This is a genomic window from Stenotrophomonas sp. 364 (genome assembly GCF_009832905.1).
GTDB lineage: Bacteria > Pseudomonadota > Gammaproteobacteria > Xanthomonadales > Xanthomonadaceae > Stenotrophomonas > Stenotrophomonas maltophilia_AP.
The window spans coordinates 4,197,456-4,224,202 of sequence record NZ_CP047135.1 but is presented as its reverse complement, the minus strand read 5'-3'; the positions used below and the strand labels follow the sequence as shown (position 1 = coordinate 4,224,202).

Sequence of the window (26,747 nt, the reverse complement as noted above, 5' to 3'; positions counted from 1 at the left end):
AAACGACGGTAGAGCCGACCGTTGGTCGGCTGCTGTCACGGGTCCGCGACCGGAATCCCTCAATGCGCGCCCACGGCGATGCCGTCGGCGCGATCCGCCACGCCATCGCGGCGATCCAGGCGGCCACTCAGCACGGTCAGGCCCAACGCGCCCAGCACCACCAGCGCACCCAGCCACGGGGTGTGCATCAGGCCGAAATGGTCCACCACCAGCCCGCCCAGCGAGGCGCCGAGCGCGATGCCGACGTTGAACGCGGCGATGTTCAGGCCCGACGCCACGTCGGTGGCCTGCGGGGCAAAGCGCTGCGCCTGCTTGACCACGTACACCTGCAGCCCCGGCACGTTGCCGAACGCCACCGCACCCAGGGCCAGCACGGTCAGCAGCACCAGCCAGGTGGTGTAGGCGGTGAAGGTGAGCACGAACAGCACGGCCGCCAGCAGGCCGAAGATCAGCTTCAGCGCCGGGATCGGGCCGCGGCGATCGGCCAGGCGGCCGCCCCACAGATTGCCGATCGCCACCGACACGCCGTACACCAGCAGCACGCCGCTGACCGCATTGGCCGAAAAACCGGTGACGTCCTGCAGGATCGAGGCCAGGTAGGTGAACGACAGGAAGGTGCCGCCGTAGCCCAGTGCGGTGATCGCATACACCAGTAGCAGGCGCGGCTGGGCCAGCACCGACAGCTGCTGGCCGAACGTGGCCGGCTCGCTGCGCTGCAGGTTGCGCGGCACGAACAGCAGGCTGCCGATCAGCGCGATCACGCCGAGCGCGGCCACCGCCAGGAAGGTGGCGCGCCAGCCCAGGTGCTGGCCGATGAAGGTGCCCAGCGGCACGCCGGTAACCAGCGCCACGGTGAGCCCGGTGAACATGATCGCGATCGCGCTGGCCGCCTTTTCCTTGGGCACCACCGAGGTGGCGATGATCGACCCGATCGAGAAGAACACGCCGTGCGCCAGGCCGGTGAGGACCCGCGCCACGATCAGCGCGCCATAGCCGGGTGCCATCCACGCAATCACATTGCCCAGCGTGAACAGCACCATCAACGCGACCAGCAGTGTCTTGCGTGGCACCCGGCCGGTGAGCGCGGTGAGCACCGGTGCGCCGACCGCCACGCCCAGGGCGTACAGCGAGACCAGCAGGCCGGCCGAGGGCAGGGACACGCCCAGGTCGGCGGCGATGGTCGGGATCAACCCGACGATGACGAATTCGGTGGTGCCGATGGCATACGCACCGAGGGTGAGCGCCAGCAGGGCCAAGGGAATACCACGGGACATGACGGTTACCGGTGGGAGGTGAGCTGCGCAGTCTGCGCGCCGCACTCTTGCCGAAAAAGCGGCCTTCACGCCAATCACTCTTGCCTGATGGTCAATAATGGGCCTCTGCCCGCAGCGTGTCCGCCATGAAAACCACCCTCGACGAAATGCAGGCCTTCATTGCGGTGATCGACAGCGGTTCGATCACCGCCGCCGCCGAAACCCTGGGCCAGACCACCTCCGGGGTGAGCCGCGCGCTGGGCCGGCTGGAAGAGAAGCTGGGCACCACGCTGCTGACCCGCACAACCCGGCGCCTGCAGCTCACCGAAGAGGGCGATGCGTTCCTGGCCCACGCCCGCGCGATCGTGGCGTCCGTGGAAGCGGCCGAAGAGCAGCTCGCTGCTCGCCGCGACCGACCGGCGGGGCGGTTGCGCGTGGATGCGGCGATGCCCTTCGTGCTGCACGCGATCGCGCCGCTGGTGGCGAGCTACCGCGCGCGGTATCCGGACGTGGTGCTGGAACTCAACAGCAGCGAGCGCTACATCGACCTGCTGGAACGGCGCACCGACGTGGCGATCCGGATCGGGCCGCTGGCCGATTCCACCCTGCATGCGCGGCCGCTGGCCCATAGCCGCCTGCGCGTGCTGGCCAGCCCGGGCTACCTGCAGGAGCACGGCACGCCGGCCAGCGTGGCCGACCTGCGCACGCACACGCTGCTGGGCTTCAATGAGCCGGATTCGCTCAACCACTGGCCGCTGCCCGGCGACACCGACGCGCTTCTGCATGTGCGCCCGGCGATGGCGGTATCCAGCGGCGAAACGTTGCGCGCGCTGGCCCTGGAAGGGGTGGGAATCGTCTGCCTGTCCGACTTCATGACCCACCGCGACCGCCAGGACGGCCGCCTGGTGCAGTTGCTGCCGGCGCACACCGTGGAGGTGCGGCAGCCGATCCACGCGGTGTACTACCGCAACACCGCGGTGTCGGCGCGGATCAGCTCGTTCCTGGACCACCTGGCGGCGGCGATGGTGGGCGACCCCTACGTGCACTGATCCGCGCGTTGACGCCGGCCCACGGCCGGCGTCGCGGTGCATCACGCCGCGCGCGCCAGCCCCGGCGCCGGCGCGCGCCCGGCATCCAGCACGAACACGTCCACGGCATCGTTCAATGCCACCGCCTGTTCTTCCATGCTGCGTGCCGCCGCCGACGCCTCTTCCACCAGGGCGGCGTTCTGCTGGGTGGCTTCGTCCATGTGCACCACGGTCTGGTTGACCTGTTCGATACCGGCCGACTGCTCCTGCGATGCGGCAGAGATCTCGGCCATGATGTCGGTCACCCGCTGCACGCCGGTGACGATCTCGCCCATGGTCTGCCCGGCCTGGTGCACCAGACGCGCGCCGGTGGCGACATCGCCGACCGAGGCGTCGATCAGCGACTTGATTTCCTTGGCCGCGCCGGCCGAGCGCTGCGCCAGCGTGCGCACTTCGCTGGCCACCACCGCAAAGCCGCGGCCCTGTTCGCCGGCCCGCGCCGCCTCCACCGCCGCGTTGAGCGCCAGGATGTTGGTCTGGAATGCGATGCCGTCGATCACCGAAATGATCTCGGCGATCTTCTTCGACGAGGTTTCAATCGCGCCCATGGTCTGCACCACCTGACCGACCACCTCACCGCCCTGCGAAGCCACCGATGCGGCGCTGATCGAGAGCTGGTTGGCCTGTCGCGCATGCTCGGCGTTCTGGCGCACAGTGGAGGTGAGTTCCTCCATCGACGCGGCGGTTTCTTCCAGGTTGGCGGCCTGCTGTTCGGTGCGCTGGGACAGGTCGCTGTTGCCCGCGGCGATTTCGCCGGCGGCGGTCTGGATCGACTGCGCGGCACGCTTGATGTCGCCGACGATCGTGGTCAGCTGACCGGTGGTGCGGGCCATGTCATCGCGCATGCGGGCGAACACACCGTGGAAGTCGCCGTGCATGCGCGCGCTGAGGTCACCGCCGGCGATTGCCTGCAGTACGCGCGACACTTCGCCCAGGTCCTGCTCGGTGGTCTGCATCAGCCGGTTGAGGCCGCCCACCATCTCGCCGAAGTCGTGCTGGTAGCGCCGTTCATCGCCCCGCTGGCTGAAATCGCCCATCGCGGCGGCGGCCGCCAATCGCTTGATCTCGGCATTGATCGCACCCAGGTTGGCCTTGGCCGTATCCAGCGCCTGGGTGATCACCGCCTTCTCGCCGGGCAGGCGTTCCATGTCCACCGACAGATCACCGACCGCGTAGTGGCCCATGATCTCGATCGCGCGCAGTTTCACCTGGATGTGGTTGGCCACCAGCGCATTGTTCTCGCGCACCATCTGGCCATACGCGCCGGGCAGCGCGTCGGCATCCATCCGGTAGCTGATCTGGCCAGCCTCATGGCGCTGCGCCATCACCGCCTGAGCGGCCAGTACCGCCTTGAGGGTCTGGGTGACCTCACCCATGGCCGTGCCGAGGCGGCCGATTTCGTCGCGGCTGTGCACCGCCACCGGATGCTCCAGATCGCCGCGTGCGACCGCACGGGCGGCCGCTTCCACCGCGATCACCGGGGCGATCACCGAGCGGCGCAGCCACAGTGCCAGCACCCCCAGCAGTACCACCGCCGCCAGCGCCGTGACGATCGCCGATGCCACCAGCGCGGCGCGTGCACGCTCGGAGGTGGCATTGGTTTCGAACTCGGCACGTTCGTTGGCGCGTGCCGCCAGCGCGTCCAGTGTGGTTCCGACGCTGCGGTCGGCACCGCGCACCAGCGCATCGCCGGCCTGCGTATCGTATCCACTGGCCGCAAACGCCTCCAGCGCACCGCGGTAGCGCGCCTCCAGGGCACGATGCTCGGTCAGGAACTGATGGGCGAGCGTACGCGTCTGCTCGTCGCGGCTGCTGGCGAGCCCACCGGCCAGGTCTGCAATGCGGCGTCCTTCCGCATCGAACGCGGCCAGGTGGCGCGTGCGCAGTGCATCGTCTGCCCCCCGGATCAATACGTTCTTCCACTCCTGCACCTGCAGGCGGAATTCACGCTGCAGCAGCTCGGCCTGCGCCTTGCGGGCGACCTCGACGGGCACGTCGGTCGACAGGTTCCGCCAGGCCGAACCCAGCCCGGCCAACGCGGCCAGCACGATGATCACCAAGCCAAGCGACAGCGCGCCCAGCAGTTTGAACTGAAGACTCAGGGCGCGTGGACGCGCCGGTGCGGAGGACGTCATGGGAAATGAAAAGTAAGGAAGGGCAATGCGGTATCGGTCTGCCTGAAGCAGCCTGAAGTGAGACGCCAATCAGGATTACTGTTCCATTCAACGTCGTGAAGAATTTGTGCAGATCAAATATTGTCGCAAATGGAACGAAACCGGACTGGACAGGCAACTTTAATGTAACTATTGTTGTTACATGAAATCCAGCAACCAGTTCTCCGATGCCCTGCACGTGATGGCCCACCTGGTCGGTCAGGAGGGCCCGCGTACCTCCGAGCAGCTCGCCACCTGCTTGCCCACCCACCCGGTGGTAATCCGTCGCCTGCTCGCGGCTCTGCACAAGGGCGGGTTGGTCACCAGTGTGCGCGGCCACGGCGGCGGCAGCCAACTGGCCCGCGCCCCGGCCCAGATCACCCTGCATGACGTGTATGTGGCCATCGGTGCGCCGGCGCTGCTGCATACCGGTGCCCGCCAAACCGGGCGCGGCTGCCCGGTGCAGCAGGTGGTCAACGACGCACTGGATGACAGCTACCGCCAGGCCCAGGCCCTGCTTGAGCAGCGCCTGCGTGGCACCACCCTGGCCACCCTCGGCGAGGCCTTCGCCCGCCACTTGGCCCACCATGCAGCAGGAGTTCCCCATGAGCTTTGATGCAATTGTTGTCGGCGGCAGTTTCGCCGGCCTGTCCGCCGCCCTGATCCTGGCGCGTGCGCGTCGCGAGGTCCTGGTGATCGACAGCGGCCTGCCGCGCAACCGCTTTGCCGCGCATTCGCACGGCGTGCTTGGGCAGGACGGCATCGCCGGCGCCGAGCTGCTGCGCAACGCCAAGGCGCAGTTGCTGGACTACCCCACCGTGCGCTGGATCAGCGACACCGTCACCACGGCCCACGCCACGGTCGATGGCTTCGTGGTGGCTACCGCGGGCAACGAGACCTGGGCCACGCGCAAACTGCTGCTGGCCACCGGCATCCGCGACGAACTACCCGACCTGCCGGGCCTGGCCGAGCGCTGGGGCCACAGCGTGGTGCATTGCCCGTACTGTCATGGCTATGAAATCGGCGGCGGCGCGATTGGTCTGCTGGGCGGGCACGAGAAGTCGACCACGATGGCGGCGCTGCTGGCCGATTGGGGCCAGATCACCCTGTTCGCGCATAGCATGGCGCTGACCGCAGATGAACTGGCCACCCTGCAGCGTCGCGGCGTGAGCATCGAGCATGAGGCGGTGGTTGGCCTGGAGGGCGAGGCGCCCGCGTTGAGCGCAGCACTGCTTGCCGATGGCCGCCGGGTGGAACTGCGTGCGCTATTTGTCACCGCGCGTCAGCAGATGGCCACGCCGCTGGTCCAACAGCTCGGCTGCGCGCTGGAGGAAAGCCCGGTGGGCGTGCTCGTCCAGGTTGATGCGGGCAAGCAGACCAGCGTCCCCGGCATCTACGCGGCAGGCGATGCGACGCTGGTGGGCAACATCAGCCTGGCCAGCGCCGAAGGTGTGCGCGCGGGCGTGAGCCTGCACCACGCGCTGGTGGCCGAAGACAGCGCGGCCTGACAGACGCGCGGCGACCCGTCGATGGCCGCCGCGCTCTGCCTGCTCAGCCCTTGATGCACACCACCTGGCGCAGGGTGTGCACCACCTCCACCAGGTCGCGCTGCGCGGCCATCACCGCGTCGATCGACTTGTAGGCGGCGGGGGACTCATCGATCACCGCCGCATCCTTGCGGCATTCCACGTGCGCGGTCGCCTCGCGGTGCTGGGCCAGGGTGATCTGCTGGCGTGCCGCGCTGCGGCTCATCACGCGTCCCGCTCCATGGCTGCAGCTGTGGAAGCTCTCGGCATTGCCCTTGCCACGCACGATATAGCTGCGCGTGCCCATGCTGCCCGGGATGATCCCCAGCTCGCCGGCGCGCGCGCTGACCGCACCCTTGCGGGTCACCAGCAGTTCCTCGCCCCCGTGGGTCTCGGTCTGCACGTAGTTGTGGTGGCAGTTCACCGCCAGCTTCTCCAACTGGAACTTCGGCAGCCGCAGCCGCATCTCGGCCAGCACCCGCGCCATCATCGCCTCGCGGTTCTCGCGGGCGTAGTCCTGCGCCCATGACACGGCCTGCACATAGTCATCGAACAACGGCTCGCCCTGCATGAAGAAGGCCAGGTCCTTGTCCGGCAGGTGGAAGCCGAGCACGCGCCGGGCCAACTGCTCGCGCGCCTGCTCGATGAAGTAGGTGCCGATCAGGTTGCCGGTACCGCGCGAGCCGCTGTGCAGCATCACCCACACCGCCCCGGTTTCATCCAGGCAGATTTCGATGAAGTGGTTGCCACCGCCGAGCGTGCCGATCTGGCAGGCCAGCTTGTCGGTGCGCACGCGCCGGTGCCGCTGCTTGATGGCATCCAGCCGCTCGACCAGCCCGGAACGCACGATCCGGCTGTGGATGCTGTCCGGCAGCTGCCGGTGTTCGCCGCCGCGGCCATTGCCGACCGGCACGCTGCGCTCGATGTCGCTGCGCAGCCGGGCCAGGTTGTCGGGCAGGTCCTCGGCACGCAGCGTGGTGCGTACCGCCGCCATGCCGCAGCCGATGTCCACACCGACCGCGGCCGGGATGATCGCGCCGCGGGTGGGGATCACCGAGCCTACGGTAGCCCCTTTGCCTACGTGCACGTCCGGCATCACCGCCACCCAGGGGCCAACGAACGGCACCGCGGCGATGTTGCGCAGCTGCGCCTGGGCCAGTTCGTCCACGGGCACGCCGCGTACCCACCCCTTGATGGGGGTGGTGCCTTCGGCGTGCAGAAATTCGAAAGTGGATTCTATGTTCATGGTCATTCATTCCATTGAGTGGCGGCGCCAGATAATCACTGGACACGGCCAGGCAGTGCCGGGTAAACCGGCACGGTTAATAAAAAAAGACATCATCTCCCGCTGCCCGTGCCCCACACCTGGGCACAGCGCTCTCGCGCCTCTTGGCAACACATCCGTGTGGTCAGGCAATCCTTGCCCGGGTGTGGACGATGGAAGATCACGTCATGTGATCGAAAGGTGGGCGACACCAACGCAAACGAAAACGCCCCCGGATGCAGCATCCGAGGGCGTTGGCGTGCCTCGGAGATCGGTGACCGATCTCCGTGCGGGAAGATCAGTCGATGGTCAGCGCGTCGGCCTTGCCCGCAACGTCGCACGGACGCAGCGCAGTTGTCGCGCGGTGCAGTCGGTGGGCGATGGCGGGGAAACGAAGGGGCATGACGGGCTCGGTGGGTGGAAAGGGTGCCGCAGGCTGCGGCGATGGGCGCGAACATTACCCGGGTTTGTTTCCCGCTGCAAGCGGACTATGTAATCCACACATTATGTCGGCCGAATGCGACGACCGCCGTTGCATCGCGTACGTGCACCACGGCATGACCGAAACGACGCAGCCGCCTCGCGGCGGCTGCGTGTTCGACACGTGGGCCAGCAGGCTCAGCTCTGCTCGGCGCTCGCCGCGTCCAGCTGCGCCACATCCTCGGCCGACAGCACCACCTGCGCGGCCGCGAGCACATCCTTCAGCTGCGCAACACTGGTGGCACTGACGATCGGCGCGGTAATGCCGGGCCGCGCGATCAGCCACGCCAGAGCGACCTGCGACGCACTGGCACCGTGCGTGCTGGCGATGTCGTCCAACGCCGTCAGGATGCGCAGGCCGCGCGGGTTGAGGTACTTGTCCACCACGCTCTTGCCGCGCGCGCTGCTCTTGTCCACATCGGCGGCGCTGCGGTACTTGCCGCTCAGGAAGCCGCTGGCCAGCGAGTAGTAGCTGATCACGCCGATGCCCTGGTCGCGGACCAGCGGTTCCAGTTCCGCCTCGTAACCGGCACGGTCGTACAGGTTGTACTCCGGTTGCAGCGTTTCATACCGCGGCAGCGCGTAGTCCGCCGACACCGCAAGGGCATCGCGCAGGCGGCTGGCGCTGTAGTTGGACGCACCGATGGCGCGCACCTTGCCCTGCTCGATCAGGCGGCCGAACGCGGCCAGGGTGGTTTCCAGCGGCGTGGATTCGTCGTCTTCGTGGGCCTGGTACAGATCGATCACATCGGTCTGCAGGCGGCGCAGTGAATCTTCCACCGCCGCGGCGATGTTGTCGGCCGACAGGCCCGGGCGCTCGGCCCACTTGGCGACCTTGGTGGCCAACACCACCTTGTCGCGCTTGCCGCTGTGCTTGAACCAGCGGCCCAGGATGGTTTCCGATTCGCCGCCGCTGTTGCCCGGCACCCAGGCCGAATACGCATCGGCGGTGTCCACCAGGTTGAAGCCGGCGTCGACGAAGGCATCCAGCAGCGCGAATGACGTTTTCTCGTCGGCGCTCCAGCCGAAGACGTTGCCGCCGAAGGCAATGGGTTGCACAGTCAGGCCGGAGCGGCCAAGTTCGCGCGATGCAGTCATGGGAGAGGTGCTCCTGTGGAAATCCAATGCATCAGCATAGTTCCGTGGCCATGACAGCGCTGCGGCGGCTGCCACAAAACAGTGTTCCGCCGTGCTGCATCGCACTAACGCTTTGTGAACACCTTGGGCATCGCGGCTGCTAGTCTCGCCGCATCCCGCCACTGGAAGACGCCGATGAAAACCCGTTCGCTGACCACTGCCTGCCTGTTCACCCTGTCCACGCTGCTGCTGTCCGCCCCGGCCCTGGCGACCAAGCCGGCCGGCCCCAATGCACAGATCACGATCACCCCGGCGGTGCAGACGGCGGTGCAGGGCGACTGGCGCGACCCGGCCAACGTCAAGCGCGATGCGTGGCGACATCCGGCGCAGACGCTGTCGTTCTTCGGCGTGGCACCGGGCAAGACCGTCATCGAGATCACCCCGGGCGGCGGCTGGTACTCGGAAATCCTGGGCCCGTTGCTGCGCGACAAGGGCAGCTATGTCGCCGCGGTGGTCGATCCGATGGCGGTACCCGAAGGCCGCGGCCGCGACTACCAGCAGCGCAGCCGTGACAGCCTGCAGAAGAAGTTCGCCGACAATGCCGCGCTGTATGGCAAGACCCAGGTGGTGGCCTACAACCCGACCGCGCCGCAGTTCGGTGCGGACAACTCGGCCGACGTGGTGCTGACCTTCCGCAATGTGCACAACTGGCGCAGCGCAAACCAGGCCGAGGGCATGTTCCAGGGCTTCTACAAGGTGCTCAAGCCCGGTGGCGTGCTGGGCGTGGTGGAGCACCGTGCCAAGGCCGATGTGCCGGCCGATGACAAGAGCGGGTACGTGGGCCAGAAGCAGGTGATCGCAATGGCTGAAGCCGCCGGCTTCAAACTGGCCGGGAGCAGCGAGATCAACGCCAACCCGCGCGACACCAAGGACCACCCGAACGGGGTGTGGACCCTGCCGCCGACCAACCAGCACGACAAGGCCGACGATGCGAAGTACCAGGCCATCGGCGAAAGCGACCGCATGACCCTGCGTTTCGTGAAGCCCTGACCCACAGCGCCCTGCTGCGGCGCCATGCATCACAGACCTGCGGGGGATGGGACAATGGCCCGTCCCCCGCTGTTGTTTCCGCCATGCTGATCGCCTTCAACAAACCCTTCAACGTGCTGTGCCAGTTCACCGACCGCAGCCAGCCGCCGCGCGCGACGCTGGCCGGCTTCGGGCTGCCGCCGGCGGTGTATGCGGCCGGGCGGCTGGACTACGACAGCGAAGGCCTGCTGCTGCTCACCGATGACGGTGGCCTGGCGCACACCCTCACCGATCCGCGCCACAAGGCCGACAAGACCTACTGGGTGCAGGTGGAAGGCACGCCCAGCGACGCGCAGCTGCAGGCCCTGCGCGATGGCGTGCAGCTCAACGACGGCCCGACCCTGCCGGCCAAGATCGAGCGCCTCGACCCCGCACCCGCGCTTTGGGCGCGTGACCCACCGGTACGCTTCCGCAAGACCGTGCCTGACAGCTGGCTGGCCGTCACCCTGCGCGAAGGCCGCAACCGCCAGGTACGACGAATGACCGCGGCCGTGGGACTGCCCACGCTGCGCCTGGTGCGCGCCTCCATGGGCCCGCACGCGCTGGGCGACCTGCAACCCGGCCAGTGGCGCCAGATCGGATAACACCGCCGGTAGGTACCAACCGTTGGTGGGTACGCGTCTGGAAAGGCAAAAAAAACCGCCGGACAAGGCCGGCGGCTTCGATACAGCTGCGGTAACGCCTCAGCAGATCAGGCGTCGCTGCCGATATCGCTGTGCTCATCCACCACGGTGCTGGTGCGGCGGTTGCGGGCGCTGATGCGCTGCGCCTGGCCGTCCACCACGCCGCCATTGGCGAGCTTCTTCTTCTGCTGCTTGCGGTACAGCGCGTAGCCCAGCAGGCCCACGCCCACCGCAGCGGCGGCAATGGTCACGGCCGGATTGCGGCGGACCACCTTCGCGGCGACCTTGCTGCCGGTCTTCACCGCGCCCAGTGCGGCACCGGTCTTGATCCAGTCCGTGGCCTGCGGGCCAAGGTGACGCAGGCTGCCACCGGCATGCTTGAGGCCGTCGCCAGCGCTGCTTGCCAGGTCCAGGGCGCGCTCAAGGGCGCGGTCGGTAATCACAGTCAGTCTGCTCATGGGGGTTCCTTTGCCTCGGTTCTGATCCAGTGTGGCGCGCGGGCCGTGTAGGGCGTGTTAGCCACCTGCCACGGCCGGATCACGACTGTAGCGACTTGCCCGCGCCGTTGCAGTGCGGCGCGATGACGCTGTCAGCCGGCAGCCATGAATGCGACAGCCGCGTCACGTCCCGCGCGGCTTGGCCCGGTGCGTGGCGGTCGCCGTCCACGGATCGTCCGGCCATGGGTGCCTTGGATAGCGCCCCTTCATCTCCTTTTTGACCTCGGCGTAGGTGTTGGCCCAGAAGTTGCGCAGGTCCTGGGTGACCTGCAGCGGGCGGCCACCGGGCGAGAGCAGGTGCAGGGTGAGCGGCACGCGGCCATCGGCGATGCGCGGGGTGTCGGCCAGCCCGAACAGTTCCTGCAGCTTTACCGCCAGCACCGGTCCCTGCGGGGTCACGCCATCGGCGTCTACCGCGTAGTGAATCGGCCGCTCCATGCCCGACGGCACCGCCATTCGCACCGGCGCGTGCCGATCGATCAGCTGCCGCTGCGCCCACGGCAACGGCGACTTCAGGGCCTCGCCCAGACTGGCTTCGTCCAGCGCATCCAGCCGCGTCTTGCCGGTGAACGCGGGCGTCAGCCACTGGGGCAGCGTCGCCATCAGCGCGGCATCGGACACGTCCGGCAGCTCCAGTTCCGGCAGCCAAGCACGCAGCGCCAGCGCCCGTGCCTGCCACTGGCGCAGGCCGTCGGTCCACGGCAGCGCGTCGATGCCGAGTTCGGCCACGGCCTCGGTCAGCGCCTGTGCGGCATGCGCCGGATCCACGCGCCCGGCCGAGCGGCTGTCCAGCACGATGCGGTCGAAACGGGTTTCGCGGCGCGCCACCAGCGCACGCTTGTCGCCGTCCCAACGCACCACGTCCTGCTGGGTGAAGCGGGTGGGGAAATCGCGGCGCAGTCGGTTCTCATCGACCGGCGCGGCGCGCAGCAGCAAGGCATCACGCGCCTCATAGCGCAGTTCCACCGCCACCAGCCACGGTTCCCCACGCAGATCACTGGGATCGAACAGGCGCGCACTGCGCCCGTTGGCCAGCAGGTAGCGCAGCGGATCGGTGGGGTGGCGCGCGGCGATGCGGTCAGGGAAGGCGTGGGCCAGCAGATCGCCGAGCTGGTGTGCCTCCACCGACGTGGGTGGCGCGGCGTCACAGCGCAGGCGTCGCCGCCACTGCGTGCTGGCGGCATCGATGGTGGCCAGTGCGCCGCGGTTGGCATCGTGCGGCGCGCGGCCCTGGCGGAACGCGGCCAAGGCGCGCCACCGCGCGGCCAGTGCGTCACCGCCGTGGCGCAGCGGGTCGCGTGCTTCCACCAGCGCGGCCAGGTCGCACGCCAGCGCCTGCTCGCTGCCACCGTTGGCCGCCAGCAGCATCGCCGCCAGCCGCGGGTGGGTGCCCAGGGTGAGCATGCGCCGGCCCAGCGCAGTCAGCCCGCCGCTGTCGCTCATCGCACCCAGCCGCTGCAACAGCTCGCGCGCGGCCGCCAGTGCGCCCACCGGTGGCGGGTCGACGAAGCGCAGGTCATCGCTGCCCCACGCGGCCAACTCCAACGCCAGCGACGTCAATTCCACCTGCGCCATTTCCGGCCGGCGCTGGGCCTCCAGCCGCTGCGACTGCGGCCACAGCCGCCACGCCCAGCCCTCGGCCACACGCCCGGCACGCCCGGCGCGCTGGTCGGCCGACGCCTGCGCGATGCTCACCACGTCCAGCCGGGCGAAGCCGCTGTTGGGGTCGTAGCGCGGCTCGCGCGCCAGCCCGGCATCGATCACCACGCGCACCCCCGGCAACGTGACCGAGGATTCGGCCACGTTGGTGGCCAGCACCACGCGGCGCTGGCCCTGCGGGTCGGGTTGCAGCACCCGCGACTGCTGCTCCACCGGCAGTTCGCCGTGCAGCGGCAGCACTTGCACCGTGGCTGGCAGCGCCTGCTCCAGCGCGGCCTGGGTGCGCGCAATCTCGCGCTGGCCCGGCAGGAACACCAGTACATCGCCGGGATGCTCGGCCAGCGCCTGTTCCACCGCGCGCCGCGCCTGGGCTTCCAGCGATTCTTCGCGACGGGCGGGGAAATGGCTGATCGCCACCGGAAAGCTGCGGCCCGCGCTGCTCAGCCGGGGCGCGTCGAGAAACTGCGCCAGCCGCTCGCCATCCAGCGTGGCCGACATCACCACGATGCGCAGGTCCTCGCGCAGCTGCGCCTGCACGTCCAGCGCCAGTGCAAGGCCGAGATCGGCGGCCAGATGACGCTCGTGGAATTCATCGAACAGCAGCGCGCCCACGCCGTCGAGCATCGGGTCGTCCTGCAGCATCCGGGTCAGGATGCCTTCGGTGACCACTTCGACGCGGGTGCGGGCCGACACCTTGTTCTCGAAACGGATGCGGTAGCCGACGGTGTCGCCCACCGCTTCGCCCAGCTGCCGCGCCATGAACTGCGCGGCGCTGCGCGCGGCCACCCGTCGCGGTTCCAGCATGATGATCTTCTGGCCCTGCAGCCACGGCGCGTTCAGCAGGGCCAACGGCACCTGGGTGGTCTTGCCGGCGCCGGGGGGCGCCTCCAGCACCAGGCGCGCGTGGCCGGCCAGGTGGTCGAGAATCTGCGGCAGCAGCGGGGAGATTGGAAAAATCGGGGCAGTCATAGCGCAAGGATACGGCGTCTGCCGGACGTGCCGATTGCCAGCCGCCGGGCAGGCATGCTTCCCTGTGCCGCCCCGCCGTACCCGGACGTGTAGATGTCGCGCTTGGCTCGCCTGTTGTTGTCGCTCCTTCTGCTCTGTCCGTTGGCCTCGGTCAGCGCCGCCAGCCCCGCTGCGGCGCCTGAGGACGACCTGGGCGAGGGATTGCACATGCCCTACGACGGCCACCCGCTGGCGATGCTGCTGCAGCCCACGCTGGATGCCCGGTACCTGCCTGCCGGGTTGGACAACGAGGCGGCGATCCGCCGCGCGGTGGCCCATGGCACATTGCGCGAGCCGCTCTACCCCAGCCTGCAGCTGGCCGACGACCGCGCCTTTGTCTGGCTCTCGCAGTTCGGCCACAGCACATTGGGCATGCATGGCAACACACTGGTGCGCTGCGCCGGCACCACGGGCTTTCGCCTGCTGCTCGACAGTGACGATTGCGCCGACGCCCACGCGCCCAGCCTGCACTTCGAGGGCCCGACCGACACCGAGCTGGTGTGCCGCGAGTGCGCGGGCGTGGGGATTCCCGAGCGCTGGCAGCGCCAGGCACCGGGTGCGCAATGCGCGCTGCCACGCTGGAACCTGGACGCGGCACGCCTTCAGTACGACGCGTGGCTGACGCGCTTCGACCACGACCTCCAGCCGTTCCTGCACGGCGCCAGCGAGGCGCTCTGGAAGGGGCAAGGCCTGACCCTTCGCACCAGCCTGGTGCCGCGCTCGCGCGCCACCGCGACCTTGTTCAGCATGAGCACCGCCCCCGAGGCCTTGGGCGCCTCGCTCGGCCTCGATGACGCTACGCCCTATGGCGACCTGCTGCCGCGCCTGCTGGCGTTGTTGAAGACCGCCGAGGTGGCGGGCCGGGGCGGCACCTACCCGGAACCGCTGCCGGCGTTCTCTGCGTTGTGCGCGGAAGTCTGGTACCTGCGCATTCCCGCAGGCGGCACGGTCGATGCCAGCCCCGTACCGGCCGACACCCTCGAACGCGATGGCTACCCGTTCATCACCGTGATGCGCGACGGCGACCGGATCGTGCTGACAGGCCTGTCGCGTGAACTGGTGCAGCGGCTGCTCACCGGGCCGGATCCGGAGTGAGCCTGCGCGGGGGCAGCTACAATGCGCGGGTTACCTGCCTTGTAGCTCCCCATGCAACTGATCGATATCGGCGCCAACCTCACCCACGACTCCTTCGACCGCGACCGCGACGCCGTGCTGGCGCGTGCCCGCGAGGCGGGGGTGGCACAGATGATCATTACCGGGGCCAGCCGCGAGCATTCGCCGATGGCGCTGGCGCTGGCACGCCAGCATCCCGGCGTCCTGTATGCCACCGCCGGCGTGCACCCGCACCACGCGGTGGAATACACCGACGAATGCGATGCCGAGATGCGCGCGCTGCATGCGCATGCCGACGTGGTGGCGGTGGGCGAGTGCGGGCTGGATTACTTCCGTGATTTCGCCCCGCGCCCAGCCCAGCACCGCGCCTTTGAGCGCCAGCTGCAGCTGGCGGCCGACGTGGTGGCGGCCGATGGCGCGCGCAAGCCGCTGTTCCTGCACCAGCGCGATGCGCACGCCGATTTCATGGCGCAGATGAAGAACTTCGACGGCCGGTTGGGCGCGGCGGTGGTGCACTGCTTCACCGGCGAGCGCCAGGAGCTGTTCGACTACCTGGACCAGGACTGGTACATCGGCATCACCGGCTGGTTGTGCGACGAACGCCGTGGCGGCCACCTGCGTGAGCTGGTGAAGCACATCCCGGCCAACCGCCTGATGATCGAAACTGACGCGCCGTACCTGCTGCCGCGCTCGCTCAAGCCGATGCCCAAGGACCGCCGCAACGAGCCGATGTTCCTGTCGCACATCGTCGAGGAGCTGGCGCGCGATCGGGGCGAAGACGTGCAGACCACGGCCGCCAACGCGACCGCAGCCACGCGTGCGTTCTTCCGGTTGCCTGACGTCGCCTGATACCGCCCCCACGACCAACGGTCGTGGGCTACCGGCCGTCGCCGTTTGCCCAGGCGTCGGCCAGGCCATCGCGGTAGGTCGCGAAGCGGGGTTGCCACTGCAACGCCGCACGCGTGCCGCGGCTGTCGATGCGCTTGTTGCTGGCGTAGAAGCGTCGCAGCGAGGCGGGGAGGGCCGGGTCATCCCAGGCCTGCGCGGCGGGCAGTGGCAGGCCACTCAGCAACGCGGCATGCGCCAGCACGTCCTGCGGCGGGGCCGGCGCGTCGTCGGCCGGCAGATAGAGCGCGTGGCCCTGCGGACGCTGCATCGCCGCCAGCACTGCAGCGGCCAGGTCTTCCACATGCAGCCGGTTGAACACCAGCCCGGGCCGTACCACGTGCCGGGCCTTGCCCTGCGCCAGCTGCACCAGCGCGTTGCGCCCCCGACCGTACAGGGCGGGCAGGCGGAACACCGCCGAGGCGATACCGCGTGCCTGCGCGAACGCACGCCACTGCTGCTCGGCACGTAGCCGTCGCAGGGCGGTGTCGTTGTCAGCATCGGCGCTGGACTGTTCGTCGACCCAGCCCCCGTCGCGGTCGGCATAGACCGCCGTCGAGGACAGGTAGCCCACCCAGCGCAGCGCGGGGCTGTCGTGCAGTGCATCGGCGAGCAGGCGCAGCGCCGGGTCGCCCGCGTCCTCCGGCGGCACGCTGCACACGATCGCGTCCGCGCGCTGGAGCGCCGTGCGCAGCCCCTCATCAACCGGCACGCCCTCGGCCAGCCGATACCGCGTCAGCCCGTCATCGGGGGCGGTGCCGGGGTCGCGCACGGTGCCGCTGCACGCGATGCCCTGGGCTTGGAGCAGGGCGGCCAGGTGCCGCCCGCTGTAGCCCATGCCCAGCACCAGCACGTGCGCCGGCGCGGCCATCTGCATGCTCAGGCGCCGCGCTGGCGCTGGTAGGCCTGCAGGTGGCTGTAGGCCACCGCCAGCAGCGGCGCTGCCTGCCCGGCGGCGCGTGCACGCGCCAGCATGTCGCCCACGATCTGCTCGGCTTCCACCTGCTGGCCCGCTTCCAGATCGCGCAGCATGGACGCCTTCAACGCCGAGCCGGCCTGGGTCGTGGCCGTCAGCGCGATCTCGCGCGCCTTGGCCGGAATCGGCTCGCCCGCGGCATCGGCCACGGCCAGGCATTCGTCATACAGCCCACGCACGATTGCCGCCCCATCGTCGGTGGCCACGATCGTGCCCACGTCGGCGCGCAGCAGGCACGTCGCCGCCGCCAACGTGGTCAGGAAGGTGTACTTGATCCACTGCTCCTGCCCGATGGCATCGCTGGCCACATGGTCCACGTTCGCCTGCACGCACGCGGCCGCCAGCGCCAACACCCGCGCGCTGCTGCCGGTACCGTCGCGCTCGCCGAAGGTCAGCTTGGCCGCCGGTGCCAGATGCAGCACTGCCCCATCGGCGGCCTTGGTCGCACTGATGAAACACAGCCCGCCCAGCACCGCATCGCGCCCGAAGCGCGCGTCCAGTGCCGCGTAATGGTGCAACCCGTTGAGGATCGGCAGCAGCGTCGTACGCGGTCCCATCGCCGGGGCAATCGCCTCGATTGAACTGTCCAGGTCGTACGCCTTGCAGCTCAGCATCACCAGATCGAACGGCTGCGCCGCCGCCAACGCAGGCAGCGCATCGGCCGTGACATGCGCCACCGGGACGCGGGCATCGCCAAGCGGACTCCGGATCACCAGCCCCTCGGCCGCCAGCTGCGCCGCACGCGCGGGACGCACCAGGAACGTCACGTCCACACCGGCCTGGGCCAGCCGACCACCAAAGTAACCACCGGTACCACCGGCGCCGAGGATCAGGATACGCATCGCACGCTCACTGCAGTTGGGGGATTCACCCTGCGATTGTGCCGGAGTTTCTCACTACCCGCAGGGCGTTATGTGGCGGTTGGCGGAGCGCCTTCTTGAGCAGGACCGATGGATGTCGAGCACGGCGGCAATCACACAGTACAACCCCATCAATTGCAAAAGCCGAAGTGGCCCAGCGCACGGCCGAGACCACCGCGCTTCAACACCCGAATTCTTCTCCTCCAACTTCACAGTTCATCCAATCGCATACGAAAAGAGCCGGGCAAAAGCCCGGCTCCACAGGAACGATCATTACCGCGAGGTTGCCGGCCAGCGGCCGGCACTACCGGAATCCCGCAACCGTCATCGCTGTTCCCCTGCCGTCACCAGGAAACTGTCGAAGGCGGGGTGTGTGAGTGTGCGGGGGCGTGAGCGCCATGGATGGCGCGACCGAGCCTACAGGGACGTACTTGCGGCGTCCCCCGCAGACTCACACACCCTGCCTACCCCGATTCAACCCAGAGCCGCAGTTGCTGTTGCTGTTGCAGTTGCTCCAGCTCTGGCTGTGGCAGTAAAGCGGGCCGCCGGGCCGCAGGCCCGGCAAACTACACCCACCTCAGCTCCGCATGCCCACGCCGCGCTTGAGCAGCCACAACGCCAGCGCCGTCAGCGCCACCACGAACCCGATCATCAGTGCATACGCCACCCACAGCGGCACATCACTCGTGCCCAGCAGCCCGTAGCGGAACGCATTGACCATGTAGAAAATCGGGTTCGCGTGCGTCGCCGCCTCCGCCCACGTCGGCAGCAGCTTCACCGAATAGAACACACCGCCCAGATACGTCAGCGGCGTCAGAATGAACGTCGGCACGATCGCCACGTCATCGAACTTCTTCGCGTACACCGCATTGATGAAGCCGGCCAGCGAGAAGATCGTCGCGCCCAGCAGCACCGTGGTCAGCGTCACCAGCGGATGCGGGATGCGCACCGGGGTGAAGAACATCGCGATGATCAGCACGATAACGCCCACCATCAGGCCGCGCAGCACCGCACCGGACACGTAGCCCCACAGGATCACCCAGTTCGGCATCGGGCTCACCAGCAGCTCTTCCACGTGGCGGCCGAACTTGGCCCCGAAGAACGACGAACTGATGTTGCCGTAACTGTTCTGGATCACGCTCATCATCACCAGGCCCGGCACGATGAACTGCATGTAGCTGTAGCCGCCCATCTCGCCCACGCGCGAGCCGATCAGCCCGCCGAAGATCAGGAAGTACAGCGTCATGGTGATCGCCGGCGGCACCAGGGTCTGGCCCCAGATGCGCAGGATGCGCGCCACTTCGCGGCGCACGATCGTCATCAACGCGATCCGGTTGCGCTGGCCGTCGGTCAGGACCGGGGTAGGGGTGGTGCTCATGCCGCATTCTCCTGGTTGCCGGTGAGGCGCACGAACAGCTCCTCCAGGCGGTTGCTCTTGGTCCGCATCGAACGCACCCGGATACCGGCCGCGTTCAAGGCTTCAAATACCCGGTTGAGGTCCATCGCGCGCGGCATGTCCACGTCCAGCGTGTGCCCATCGGTGGCGATCAGCGTGGCGCCTTCGATCACCGGCAGCTCGGCCGGCAGGCTGCCGTCGATATCGAACAGGAAGCCCTCCACGTCCAGCTTGGCCAGCAGCTCACGCATCGGCCCCTGGGTGACGATCTGGCCGTGGTTGATGATGGCCAGGTTGCGGCACAGATGCTCGGCCTCTTCCAGGTAATGCGTGGTCAGGATGATCGTGGTGCCGGCGGCATTGATCTCCTTGAGCACCCGCCACATATCGCGGCGGATCTCGATGTCCACACCGGCCGTGGGCTCGTCCAGGATCAGCAGGCGCGGGCGGGTCATCATCGCGCGGGCGATCATCAGCCGGCGCTTCATGCCGCCGGACAGGGTGCGGCTCATCACCTGGGCCTTTTCCCACAGGTGGGCGCGCTTGAGCTCCTCCTCGGCCATCTTCTCGGCCTCGGCACGGGCCACGCCATAGAAACCGGCGTAGTTGACCAGGATGTCGAAGGGCTTTTCGAACAGGTTGAAGTTGATCTCCTGCGGTACCAGGCCGATCAGGCGCATCGTGGCGCTGCGGTTGCGCACCAGGTCGCTGCCGAACACCTCGACCTGGCCCTCGCTGAGGTTCACCAGCGAGCTGATGATGCCGATCAGGGTCGACTTGCCGGCGCCGTTGGGGCCCAGCAGGGCGAAGAAGTCGCCGGGGGCCACATCCAGGGAGACGCCCTTCAGGGCCTGGGTGCCGTTGTCGTAGGTTTTACGGAGGTCACGGACCCGCAGGGCGGGGGGGGTACCGGTCGCGGAAGTGTTCTGGGAAGCCAAGCTCTTGCCTTCGCGCCCATGGGCTGGCGCTGGATAGGGGCGGGGAGCGGCTATTATAGAAGACCCCGAGGGCTTGCCCCGGCTACACACCGTCCCGAAAAGCCGTGCCTGTTCAATTCCCCCTCAAACTGGTCGACCGGCGCATGCTGGCCCCGACCGTCGGCCACTACCAGTTCCTGCGAGATGACGGCCAGCCGCTGGATTTCCAGCCCGGCCAGTTCATCCAGGTTCATTTCGAGTACGCCGACGGCACCGCCACCAAGCGCAGTTACTCACTGGCCACCATTCACAACCACGCCCTTGGCGCGGGCGAAGCGGTCGATATCGCGGTCAGCTTCGTCCCCGGCGGCGCCGCCACGGCCCTGTTCGAGGGCCTGGACATCGGCGGCCACGTCACCGCCAGCGGCCCGTTCGGCCGGTTCTGCCTGCAGCTGGGCGACCACAACGCCCGCTACCTGCTGATCGCCACCGGCACCGGGGTCACCCCGTACCGGTCGATGCTGCCGCTGCTGGCCACCGCCATGGCCGACCGTGGGGTGGAGGTGGTGCTGCTCCAGGGCGCCCGCACCCCCGCCGAGCTGCTCTACAGCGACGACTTCTATGCCTTCGCGGCCGCCCACCCGGGCTTCCGCTACGTGCCGTGCCTGTCGCGCGAGCTGCCGGAGAACCCGCATCCGGACGTGCGCCACGGCTACGTGCAGCAGCACCTGGCCGAGTTCGCCCCGAACCCGGCCACCGACATCGCCTACCTGTGCGGCAACCCGGACATGGTCGATGCCACCTTCGAGGCGTTGAAGGACGCCGGCCTGCCGACCCCGCAGGTGCGGCGCGAGAAGTACGTCAGCAGCAAGTAACCTGCACGGCGCGCGCTAAGATGCGCGCGCCGCCCTCATGCGCGAGGCCGCATGTCCCTGGATTTCCCCACCGTCGCCGTGCTCGGCTACCTGCTGTGCCTGGGCATCGCAGTGGGCTTCTCATTGCTGCTGCTGGTCCTGCGCGGGCAACCGGCGCTGCGCCTGTGGACGGCCAGCCTGTGGCTGCTGGCACTCAGCCTGACCTCGGTGGCGCTGCGCGCGCAGCTGCCCGTCGTTCCCCTGGTGATCTTCGGCAATGCGGTGCTGGCGCTCTCGGCGGTGCTGATGCTGTACGGGGTGGCGCGCCACCTGCAGCGGCCGCTGCCGGCCTGGCAGCCGGCCGTGCTGGCCGGTGCATACGTGGCCGGCATCGTTGTGTTCGTGGTGCCGTTCCCGAACCTGGCCGTCCGGCTCAACGTGGCCAGCCTGTTCTCGGTACTGGTCAACAGCTGGATGGCCTGGATGCTGGTACGCCATGCGCCGCCCCAGCAGCGCACCAGCTGCTGGCTGGCCGCGGCCATCTTCGCGGCCGAAGCGGTGGTGTACCTGGTGCGGCTGTGGCTGCCGGTGGCCCCCGACGCCGGCCAGGACATCTTCCGGGCTGGGGCGCCGATGTTCGCCACCTACCTCGCGGGCATCTTCCTGGAGCTGGCCCGTTGCTTCGCGCTGGTCCTGCTGCTGGTGGAGCGGATGCTGGTGGACCTGCGCCGCGCGGCACGCACCGACGGCCTGACCGGCCTGCTCAACCGCAGCGCGGTGTTGGCCGATGGCCAGGCATGCCTGCTGCAGTGCCAACGGCAGCAACAACCGTTGGCCCTGCTGCTGCTGGACGTGGACCACTTCAAGCAGATCAACGACCGCTGGGGGCATCTCACCGGCGACCAGGTGCTGCACCACTTCGCCGCGGTCCTGGCCGGCAGCCTGGCCAGCCAGCAGCATCTGCTGGGCCGCTACGGCGGGGAGGAGTTCGTGGTGCTGTTGCCGGGGGGCGATCATGCCCGGGCCCGGGAACAGGCGGCCAGCATTCGTGCGCAGCTGCAGGCCCATCCCGCACACGTGGGCGACACGCCGGTGGTGGTCACCACCAGCATCGGGCTGGTGGTCGGCACGGGCGCGCACGACCTCGCAGCCTTGCTGGCCGCCGCCGACCGGGCGCTTTACCAGGCCAAGGCCGACGGCCGCGATCGCACGGTCAGTGCGGTGCCACAGCCTGCCTGAGGCCGGCCGGCGCGAGGCGTCCGCCCAGTCGGCAGGGCGCTGGTCACATCCAGCGCGCCCCTTCGTCATGGCATGCTGAGACCCTTCAATCCAGGATGCGATCGAACATGCGAGTTTCCTGCCGTCCCTTGGCGACCGGTGCAGTCTTGCTGCTGCTGGCCGCCTGCCAGGCCACACCGGAGGCCACCCCGGAAGCCGCGCAACGCCAGTACGGACACCTGACGTTCAAGCCGTGCACGCTGACCAGCACCCAGGCCAGCGACAACGTGGAAGCGCAGTGCGCCACCCTGCAGGTGGCCGAGAACCCGGCCGCGCCGGACGGGCGCAAGATCGGGTTGAACATCGCCTGGCTGGATACCAGCAACGAAGGCGAGGGCAAGGGCGACCCGGTGTTCTTCCTGGCCGGTGGACCGGGCCAGGCAGCGACTGAAGTGGCCGCGGTGATCAACGTGGCGTTGCGCGAAGTGCGCAAGCAACGCGACATCATCCTGGTCGACCAGCGCGGCACGGGCAAATCCAACCCGCTCACCTGCCTGGGGGCCGACGGCAAGGAAATGGCGCTGGACGACAGCATCGCCCCGACCACCCAGGCCATTGCCGACTTCGCCGCCCAGTGCGCCGCGCCGCTGGCCAGCCGCGCCGACACCCGCTTCTACACCACCACCCAGGCCATCGCCGACATCGACACCGTGCGTGCGGCGCTGGGCGTGGACAAGATCAATCTGATCGGCGGCTCGTACGGCACCCGCGTGGCCCAGCAGTACGCCGCGCACTACCCGAAGCACACCCGTGCGGTGGTGATCGACGGGGTGGCCCCGAACGACGTGGTGGTGGGCGGTGATTTCGCCAACACCTTTGAAGCCGCCATCGACCTGCAGGCGGCGCAGTGCAGGAAGGATGCCGCCTGCGCCAAGCGCTTCCCGATCGATACGCACACCCAGCTCAAGAACGTCATGGACGCGCTGGCCAAGGCTCCGGTGGAGGTCGAGTACCGTGACCCGGGGACCGCCGACACCAAGCGCGATGTGTTGACGTCCGATTCGGTCACCGGCCTGGCCTTCATGTTCTCCTACATGCCCGAGCTGTCCTCGCTGCTGCCGGTGGTGCTGGATGAGGCGGCGCACGGCCGCTACGCCCCGCTGATGTCGCTGAGCAGGATGGCCAGCCGCTCCCTGGGGGTACAGATGAACCGTGGCATGCAGTGGTCGGTCATCTGCGCCGAGGATGCCGACCGCTACCAGGAGCCGGCCGCCAGCGATCGCCTGCTCGGCCCCGAAGTGGCGCGCATGTTCTTCGCCGCCTGCCCGGGCTGGAAGGTCGGCACGCGCCCGAAGGAGTTCACCGCACCGCTGAAGAGCGACCTGCCGGTGTTGCTGCTGTCGGGCCAGTTCGATCCGGTCACCCCGCCGCGCTACGCCGAGCAGGTGCTCAAGACCCTGCCCAATGGCCGTCATCTGATCGCCAAGGGCCAGGGCCACGGCACCCTCAACGCCGGCTGCATGCCGCGCCTGCTGGGCCAGTTCATGGACAAGGCAGACGCCAAATCGCTCGACGCCACCTGCCTGGACTCGCTGAGTCCGGTGCCGGCCTTCACCTCGTTCAACGGATGGGAACCATGATCGTCGCCGAGAACCTGCACAAAGCCTTCAAGACCAAGACCGGCCTGATCAAGGCAGTGGAGAACGTCGGCTTCCAGGCCGAGGACGGCCAGATCACCGGCCTGCTCGGCCCCAACGGCGCCGGCAAGACCACCACCATGCGCATGCTGTACACGCTGATGACGCCCGACCAGGGCCGCGTGCTGGTGGATGGCATCGACGCGGCCAGCGATGCGGTCGCGGTACGCCGCCGGCTGGGCGTGCTGCCCGACGCGCGCGGTGTGTACAAGCGCCTGACCGCCCGAGAGAACATCGCCTACTTTGGCCAGCTGCACGGCATGAGCGCCGCGCAGATCCGCGCGCGCACCCAGGTGCTGTCGCAGGCGCTGGACATGGAGGACATCCTGGACCGCCAGACCGACGGCTTCTCGCAGGGCCAGCGGACCAAGACCGCCATCGCCCGCGCGCTGGTGCATGACCCGCGCAACGTGATCCTGGATGAACCCACCAACGGCCTGGACGTAATGACCACGCGCGCGCTGCGTGGCTTCCTGCGTGGCCTGCGCGACGAGGGCCGCTGCGTGATTTTTTCCAGCCACATCATGCAGGAGGTGGCCGCGCTGTGCGATCGCATCGTGATCATCGCCCACGGCACGGTCATGGCGGCCGGCAGCGCCGATGAGCTGCGTGCACAGACCGGGGAAGACAACCTGGAAGATGCCTTCGTCAAGGTGATCGGTTCGGAAGAAGGATTGCACGCATGAGTTCGTTGAGCACGTTGTTGACCGTGATGCGCAAGGAACTGCGCGATCTTTCCCGCGACCGTCGCACCCTCGCGCTGACCCTGCTGCTGGGCCCGCTGCTGTATCCCATCCTGATCCTGGGCATGGGCAAGCTGGCCGAAAGCCGGGTCAAGACCCAGATCGACAAACCGCTGGAGATCGCCACCATCGGCCGCGAGAACGCCCCCAACCTGGTGCGCTTCCTGGCCGCGCAGGGGCTCAATGCGGTGGATGCGCCCAAGGACCTGACCGCAGCCATCCGCGACCAGCAGATCGACGTCGCGCTGCGGATCAGCCCGGACTTCGGCAAGGACTGGGCCGAAGGGCGCCCGGCGCTGGTAGAGATCGTCAAGGACAGCACCCGCCGCGCCGCCGACATCCCGAGCATGCGCCTGCAGACCGCGCTGGCCGGCTACAACCAGCAGGTGGGCGCGCTGCGCCTGCTTGCCCGTGGCGTGGATGCGCAGGTCGCGCGGCCTCTGGACCTGGCCACCCAGGACCTGGCCACGGCCGAGGCCAAGCGTGGCCAGGTGCTGTCGTTCCTGCTGCCGGTGCTGCTGACCATCACCTCGTTCCTGGGCGGTGCCTACCTGGTGATGGACACCACCGCCGGCGAGCGCGAGCGCCAATCGCTGGAACCGCTGCTGGCCACGCCCGCATCGCGGAGTGCAATCGTCAGCGGCAAGATCGCCGCTGCCTGCGTGGTCGGCATGGCGTCGCTGCTGCTCACCCTGCTCGCGTTCAAACTGAGTGCGCAGCTGTCCAGCAGCGGGGCAGGGCGGCAATTGAACATGGGCTTCCTGCCGATGGCGCAGATGCTGCTGATCATGCTGCCGATGCTGTTCATCGGCACCTCGCTGCTGACTTTCCTGTCGGCAGCGGCCAAGAGCATGAAGGAAGCCCAGAGCCACATGACCTGGCTGATGCTGCTGCCAATGCTGCCCGGCTACGCGCTGATGGTGTATCCGCTGAAGAGCGAGCTGTGGCAGTTCGCGGTGCCGTTCCTGGCGCAGAACCAGATGCTGCTGAAGATCATCCGACACGAGGCGATCAGCATGCAGATGTGGGCCGTCTACCTGGCCGCCGGCTTCGGCCTTGCCGCGGTGCTGTGGTATGCGGCGGTGCGCCGTTACCACCAGGAGCGGTTGGCGATTTCGGGTTGAGCACACCGGGGCGATGGCGAGTGCGTCATCGCCCCTTTCTGCTTCGCTCCCCACAAGGTAGAGCCACGCCATGCGTGGCTGCCCCCTCGGCGCCTGCTCTCATCCGCGTGCATCCCGCGCGTACCGCGCCGGTGTATCGCCCAGTTCGCGTTTGAATACCGCGATGAACGCGCTGGCGGTCTCATACCCCAGCGCCAACGCGGTACGCGTGACCGTGTCACCCGCCGCCAGCCGGGGCAGAGCATGCAGCACCCGTAGCCGTTGCCGCCAACGCGACAGCCCCATGCCGGTTTCGCGCTGCCATTGGCGGGTGAGCGTGCGGCTGGACAGGCCGGCGAACGCGGCCCAGTGCTCGACGCTGCGGTTGTCCTCGGGATGGGCGGCGAACGCGCTGGCCACGCGTCGCAAGCGTCGATCCTGCGGGTGTGCCAGGGCCAACGGCAACATCGGATGGGTGGCGATCTCATCCACGATCACCCCTGCAAGACGTCGCTGTGCAGCATCCAACGGACCGGGTGGCCACTGTTGCGCGCGCTGGATGGCGGCCTGCAGCAGCGGGCCCGGTGCCAGAATCCGGGGCTGGTCGGGCAGCAGCGCGCTGGCGGCCACGTTGAAGTACAGGCTCCACCCCTCGAAACCCTGTGGCGCCAGCAACGCGTGCGGCAGGTCAGGCGGAATCCAGGCCAGGTGGCCGGCCGGCAACAGCCAGTGCGTGGCCCCCACATCGATCTGCATCAGGCCGCTGTCGGCGCCCAGCAGTTGCCCACGCGCATGCTGGTGGCGCGGTGTGCGTCGTGGACCGGCCTTGCCTCCCCGCGGGAAGGTGCGGGCAGCGAACAGAAGCGGGCCGGCGGGGTCATCGGCCAGCGCCGGGTCGAGCAGGGCGGAGTGTGTCGGATCTGCCATATCAGGTGGCAGTTATACGACAGAACCGCCGCCGTTGCCCTTGGATACTGGCGTTCCCCACTTGGAGCCTGCCCCGATGCGACCTGAAGACCTGCTGCCGGATGACCACGACCATGTGCAACGCGCCGGCATCACCGTGCGCAAGGGCAGCGTCGGCGCGTTCCTGGCCAATGCGACGATCCTGCTCGATGCCGCTCAGGATGCCGCGGCGCGCAACGCCGCCGAACGCGACCTGCTGACGCTGCTGCCCGGGCTGCACGCCTTGGGCTTGTTCGACGTGCTGGTGCCGAAAGATGCAGCGCTGCGGCAACTGGTGGAACAGCACCGGTGACTGCGTTGCC

24 protein-coding genes are annotated in these 26,747 nt (G+C 68.5%); 13 read left to right on the top strand and 11 right to left on the bottom strand.

What is annotated here, in order from left to right:
* Positions 1–59 precede the first annotated feature (59 nt).
* Positions 60–1,274, bottom strand: a complete 1,215-nt coding sequence (locus GQ674_RS18855; protein WP_159498367.1) for an MFS transporter — start codon at positions 1,272–1,274, stop codon at positions 60–62.
* 125 nt (positions 1,275–1,399) lie between these two features.
* Here GQ674_RS18855 and GQ674_RS18850 point away from each other — a divergent pair, with 125 nt between their 5' ends.
* Complete coding sequence (locus tag GQ674_RS18850; RefSeq protein ID WP_159498365.1) at positions 1,400–2,302, top strand: LysR substrate-binding domain-containing protein; 903 nt, start codon at positions 1,400–1,402, stop codon at positions 2,300–2,302.
* 41 nt (positions 2,303–2,343) lie between these two features.
* Here the strand turns inward: GQ674_RS18850 and GQ674_RS18845 are convergent, their stop codons facing one another.
* Positions 2,344–4,476 carry a methyl-accepting chemotaxis protein gene (locus tag GQ674_RS18845; protein ID WP_159498363.1) on the bottom strand — a complete coding sequence of 711 codons (2,133 nt, stop codon included), beginning with the start codon at positions 4,474–4,476 and terminating at the stop codon, positions 2,344–2,346.
* Positions 4,477–4,657: 181 nt separating this feature from the next.
* On the opposite strand from GQ674_RS18845, the gene GQ674_RS18840 reads away from it, so the two are divergent.
* Together GQ674_RS18840 and GQ674_RS18835 are read left to right on the top strand one after the other, a co-directional pair.
* Positions 4,658–5,110, top strand: coding sequence for an Rrf2 family transcriptional regulator (locus GQ674_RS18840; protein ID WP_159498361.1), 453 nt, complete (start codon positions 4,658–4,660; stop codon positions 5,108–5,110).
* A complete protein-coding gene (locus GQ674_RS18835; RefSeq protein ID WP_159498359.1) occupies positions 5,100–6,002 on the top strand; it encodes an NAD(P)/FAD-dependent oxidoreductase in 903 nt (300 codons plus the stop codon). The genes GQ674_RS18840 and GQ674_RS18835 overlap by 11 nt, the downstream gene beginning before the upstream one ends.
* A gap of 43 nt (positions 6,003–6,045) precedes the next feature.
* Here GQ674_RS18835 and GQ674_RS18830 read toward each other — a convergent pair whose 3' ends face one another.
* Together GQ674_RS18830 and GQ674_RS18825 are read right to left on the bottom strand one after the other, a co-directional pair.
* Positions 6,046–7,266: an RtcB family protein gene (locus tag GQ674_RS18830; RefSeq protein ID WP_128096090.1), complete on the bottom strand. Its 1,221-nt coding sequence runs from the start codon at positions 7,264–7,266 to the stop codon at positions 6,046–6,048.
* Positions 7,267–7,902: 636 nt separating this feature from the next.
* The gene (locus GQ674_RS18825) at positions 7,903–8,862 is read right to left on the bottom strand and encodes an aldo/keto reductase (RefSeq protein ID WP_159498357.1); all 960 of its coding nucleotides are present in this window, start codon (positions 8,860–8,862) and stop codon (positions 7,903–7,905) included.
* Positions 8,863–9,036: 174 nt separating this feature from the next.
* Here GQ674_RS18825 and GQ674_RS18820 point away from each other — a divergent pair, with 174 nt between their 5' ends.
* The gene (locus GQ674_RS18820; RefSeq protein WP_159498355.1) at positions 9,037–9,891 is read left to right on the top strand and encodes a methyltransferase; all 855 of its coding nucleotides are present in this window, start codon (positions 9,037–9,039) and stop codon (positions 9,889–9,891) included.
* Positions 9,892–9,974: 83 nt separating this feature from the next.
* Positions 9,975–10,514: a pseudouridine synthase gene (locus tag GQ674_RS18815; protein WP_159498334.1), complete on the top strand. Its 540-nt coding sequence runs from the start codon at positions 9,975–9,977 to the stop codon at positions 10,512–10,514.
* A 107-nt stretch (positions 10,515–10,621) separates the two neighbouring features.
* On the opposite strand, the gene GQ674_RS18810 is transcribed toward GQ674_RS18815, so the two are convergent.
* The gene (locus GQ674_RS18810; RefSeq protein ID WP_038685585.1) at positions 10,622–11,011 is read right to left on the bottom strand and encodes a hypothetical protein; all 390 of its coding nucleotides are present in this window, start codon (positions 11,009–11,011) and stop codon (positions 10,622–10,624) included.
* Positions 11,012–11,173: 162 nt separating this feature from the next.
* A complete protein-coding gene (hrpB, locus tag GQ674_RS18805) occupies positions 11,174–13,678 on the bottom strand; it encodes an ATP-dependent helicase HrpB (RefSeq protein ID WP_159498332.1) in 2,505 nt (834 codons plus the stop codon).
* 93 nt (positions 13,679–13,771) lie between these two features.
* On the opposite strand from hrpB, the gene GQ674_RS18800 reads away from it, so the two are divergent.
* On the top strand, positions 13,772–14,812 hold the full coding sequence (locus GQ674_RS18800; RefSeq protein WP_159498330.1) for a hypothetical protein: 1,041 nt from the start codon (positions 13,772–13,774) through the stop codon (positions 14,810–14,812).
* Between the two features lie 51 nt (positions 14,813–14,863).
* Positions 14,864–15,679 carry a TatD family hydrolase gene (locus GQ674_RS18795; protein WP_159498328.1) on the top strand — a complete coding sequence of 272 codons (816 nt, stop codon included), beginning with the start codon at positions 14,864–14,866 and terminating at the stop codon, positions 15,677–15,679.
* 28 nt (positions 15,680–15,707) lie between these two features.
* Here GQ674_RS18795 and GQ674_RS18790 read toward each other — a convergent pair whose 3' ends face one another.
* From GQ674_RS18790 to GQ674_RS18775, 4 genes are all read right to left on the bottom strand, one after another.
* A complete protein-coding gene (locus GQ674_RS18790) occupies positions 15,708–16,592 on the bottom strand; it encodes an NAD-dependent epimerase/dehydratase family protein (protein WP_159498326.1) in 885 nt (294 codons plus the stop codon).
* 2 nt (positions 16,593–16,594) lie between these two features.
* Positions 16,595–17,533 (bottom strand): 2-dehydropantoate 2-reductase, encoded by a 939-nt coding sequence (gene panE, locus GQ674_RS18785; protein WP_159498324.1) that lies wholly within the window; start codon positions 17,531–17,533, stop codon positions 16,595–16,597.
* Between the two features lie 595 nt (positions 17,534–18,128).
* A complete protein-coding gene (locus tag GQ674_RS18780) occupies positions 18,129–18,929 on the bottom strand; it encodes an ABC transporter permease (protein WP_159498322.1) in 801 nt (266 codons plus the stop codon).
* Positions 18,926–19,885, bottom strand: coding sequence for an ABC transporter ATP-binding protein (locus tag GQ674_RS18775; protein ID WP_159498320.1), 960 nt, complete (start codon positions 19,883–19,885; stop codon positions 18,926–18,928). The genes GQ674_RS18780 and GQ674_RS18775 overlap by 4 nt, the downstream gene beginning before the upstream one ends.
* Positions 19,886–19,989: 104 nt before the next feature.
* On the opposite strand from GQ674_RS18775, the gene GQ674_RS18770 reads away from it, so the two are divergent.
* From GQ674_RS18770 to GQ674_RS18750, 5 genes are all read left to right on the top strand, one after another.
* Positions 19,990–20,739, top strand: a complete 750-nt coding sequence (locus GQ674_RS18770) for a ferredoxin--NADP reductase (RefSeq protein ID WP_159498318.1) — start codon at positions 19,990–19,992, stop codon at positions 20,737–20,739.
* Between the two features lie 51 nt (positions 20,740–20,790).
* Complete coding sequence (locus tag GQ674_RS18765; protein ID WP_159498316.1) at positions 20,791–21,957, top strand: GGDEF domain-containing protein; 1,167 nt, start codon at positions 20,791–20,793, stop codon at positions 21,955–21,957.
* Positions 21,958–22,064: 107 nt separating this feature from the next.
* On the top strand, positions 22,065–23,576 hold the full coding sequence (locus tag GQ674_RS18760; RefSeq protein ID WP_159498314.1) for an alpha/beta fold hydrolase: 1,512 nt from the start codon (positions 22,065–22,067) through the stop codon (positions 23,574–23,576).
* Entirely contained in the window at positions 23,573–24,319 is a 747-nt protein-coding gene (locus GQ674_RS18755) for an ATP-binding cassette domain-containing protein (protein ID WP_159498312.1), read from the top strand. The genes GQ674_RS18760 and GQ674_RS18755 overlap by 4 nt, the downstream gene beginning before the upstream one ends.
* Entirely contained in the window at positions 24,307–25,500 is a 1,194-nt protein-coding gene (locus tag GQ674_RS18750) for an ABC transporter permease (RefSeq protein ID WP_128096076.1), read from the top strand. The genes GQ674_RS18755 and GQ674_RS18750 overlap by 13 nt, the downstream gene beginning before the upstream one ends.
* A gap of 99 nt (positions 25,501–25,599) precedes the next feature.
* Here GQ674_RS18750 and GQ674_RS18745 read toward each other — a convergent pair whose 3' ends face one another.
* The gene (locus tag GQ674_RS18745) at positions 25,600–26,406 is read right to left on the bottom strand and encodes a helix-turn-helix transcriptional regulator (protein WP_159498310.1); all 807 of its coding nucleotides are present in this window, start codon (positions 26,404–26,406) and stop codon (positions 25,600–25,602) included.
* A gap of 76 nt (positions 26,407–26,482) precedes the next feature.
* Between GQ674_RS18745 and GQ674_RS18740 the strand changes: the two genes are divergently transcribed.
* Positions 26,483–26,737 carry a hypothetical protein gene (locus GQ674_RS18740; protein WP_159498308.1) on the top strand — a complete coding sequence of 85 codons (255 nt, stop codon included), beginning with the start codon at positions 26,483–26,485 and terminating at the stop codon, positions 26,735–26,737.
* Positions 26,738–26,747 lie beyond the last annotated feature (10 nt).

Coding starts and splice junctions, on each gene's coding strand:
- GQ674_RS18815 (WP_159498334.1), top strand. CDS start 9,975: ATGCTGATCGCCTTCAACAAACCCTTCAACGTGCTGTGCCAGTTCACC.
- GQ674_RS18765 (WP_159498316.1), top strand. CDS start 20,791: ATGTCCCTGGATTTCCCCACCGTCGCCGTGCTCGGCTACCTGCTGTGC.
- GQ674_RS18755 (WP_159498312.1), top strand. CDS start 23,573: ATGATCGTCGCCGAGAACCTGCACAAAGCCTTCAAGACCAAGACCGGC.
- panE (WP_159498324.1), bottom strand. CDS start 17,533: ATGCGTATCCTGATCCTCGGCGCCGGTGGTACCGGTGGTTACTTTGGT.
- GQ674_RS18740 (WP_159498308.1), top strand. CDS start 26,483: ATGCGACCTGAAGACCTGCTGCCGGATGACCACGACCATGTGCAACGC.
- GQ674_RS18825 (WP_159498357.1), bottom strand. CDS start 8,862: ATGACTGCATCGCGCGAACTTGGCCGCTCCGGCCTGACTGTGCAACCC.
- GQ674_RS18835 (WP_159498359.1), top strand. CDS start 5,100: ATGAGCTTTGATGCAATTGTTGTCGGCGGCAGTTTCGCCGGCCTGTCC.
- GQ674_RS18790 (WP_159498326.1), bottom strand. CDS start 16,592: ATGCAGATGGCCGCGCCGGCGCACGTGCTGGTGCTGGGCATGGGCTAC.
- GQ674_RS18820 (WP_159498355.1), top strand. CDS start 9,037: ATGAAAACCCGTTCGCTGACCACTGCCTGCCTGTTCACCCTGTCCACG.
- GQ674_RS18745 (WP_159498310.1), bottom strand. CDS start 26,406: ATGGCAGATCCGACACACTCCGCCCTGCTCGACCCGGCGCTGGCCGAT.
- GQ674_RS18845 (WP_159498363.1), bottom strand. CDS start 4,476: ATGACGTCCTCCGCACCGGCGCGTCCACGCGCCCTGAGTCTTCAGTTC.
- GQ674_RS18760 (WP_159498314.1), top strand. CDS start 22,065: ATGCGAGTTTCCTGCCGTCCCTTGGCGACCGGTGCAGTCTTGCTGCTG.
- GQ674_RS18810 (WP_038685585.1), bottom strand. CDS start 11,011: ATGAGCAGACTGACTGTGATTACCGACCGCGCCCTTGAGCGCGCCCTG.
- GQ674_RS18855 (WP_159498367.1), bottom strand. CDS start 1,274: ATGTCCCGTGGTATTCCCTTGGCCCTGCTGGCGCTCACCCTCGGTGCG.
- GQ674_RS18795 (WP_159498328.1), top strand. CDS start 14,864: ATGCAACTGATCGATATCGGCGCCAACCTCACCCACGACTCCTTCGAC.
- hrpB (WP_159498332.1), bottom strand. CDS start 13,678: ATGACTGCCCCGATTTTTCCAATCTCCCCGCTGCTGCCGCAGATTCTC.
- GQ674_RS18850 (WP_159498365.1), top strand. CDS start 1,400: ATGAAAACCACCCTCGACGAAATGCAGGCCTTCATTGCGGTGATCGAC.
- GQ674_RS18840 (WP_159498361.1), top strand. CDS start 4,658: ATGAAATCCAGCAACCAGTTCTCCGATGCCCTGCACGTGATGGCCCAC.
- GQ674_RS18830 (WP_128096090.1), bottom strand. CDS start 7,266: ATGAACATAGAATCCACTTTCGAATTTCTGCACGCCGAAGGCACCACC.
- GQ674_RS18780 (WP_159498322.1), bottom strand. CDS start 18,929: ATGAGCACCACCCCTACCCCGGTCCTGACCGACGGCCAGCGCAACCGG.
- GQ674_RS18800 (WP_159498330.1), top strand. CDS start 13,772: ATGTCGCGCTTGGCTCGCCTGTTGTTGTCGCTCCTTCTGCTCTGTCCG.